The 956-nt window shown below is 38.7% G+C and carries 1 protein-coding gene; it reads right to left on the reverse strand.

Features of this window, described 5'->3' with window-relative positions:
* Window positions 1–842 (reverse strand): IS1380 family transposase (locus B371_RS0100230; RefSeq protein WP_019412366.1); only part of this gene is annotated, 842 nt, incomplete at its 3' end.
* Window positions 843–956: the final 114 nt, after the last annotated feature.

Below are 956 nucleotides of genomic sequence, written 5' to 3' on the forward strand. Positions count from 1 at the left end.
CCATAAAAAACACGTTTCCCTTCCCGTTCTTGAACACACTCTTCCTTTTGTTCTGCAATAGCTAACCAAGTTTCCGGTTTTTCTCGACGCGGATTTCGTTTGATGATAAACCCAGAGTCTTCATTTATACAAATCCCAATGTTGTCTGCAGAGTCATTTCCCCCATCCATTCGAACCAGTAGAGGGAGGTCGGTTATTCGTTTAGCATAACGAATACTTTCTCTTAGGAAAGAGACTGTTCCATTTTGAACATGCGTGCTGCCTTCTCGTAAATCTGTATTGACAACGTACCCCTCTTGACCAAGATACGCGAAAATGGGTGCATATCCATCGCAACCTTTATAGGTACGGCTTACGCCTTCCTTCTTGGTTCTTGAGTTATCAAAAGGAGAGACATCTATATCGAGTGGCACAATTAGTATTTCCTCTGTACCGTTCGCTTTAATTGTAAGAGGTGTCACTGGAGAGTCAAATTGTTGAAGTAGCACCACCGACTCTTCTAATATCGTTGATTTCCAGTCATCCACCTTCGCAATTTGGTCTAGTCGTTGACGTAGAGTTGCACTTGAAGGGACTTCACCTATTCCCAACGCAATAGGGAAAAATGGATCATTTCGAAAACCTTCAATGTATTCAAAATCATTTTTACTTTGGGCTAGTAGCCCTATGTAAGAGTTAATAACATCTCCATTTTGAATGTTAGGAAAAGAACGAATATCTGGCACTTTTATTTTAGTAAACCGATTATGTAGTTTAGTCTTTGAAATCAATAATCCAACTAAACTCAGACCTGAATGAGTAGTTAAAGTTTCGTCGGAATTCTCTAATGTAAATTTAATCATTTTTTGCACCTACCGGGTGAGGAAAGAATTTCAATCAAAAAAGATTGATAACCCAATTATACCAAGGTTCAAGACTTCTTCAGAAGTATTTTTCGATTAAATCATCACGGATTC

The sequence above is a fragment of the Paenisporosarcina sp. TG20 genome, from assembly GCF_000286315.1.
Lineage (GTDB): Bacteria > Bacillota > Bacilli > Bacillales_A > Planococcaceae > Paenisporosarcina.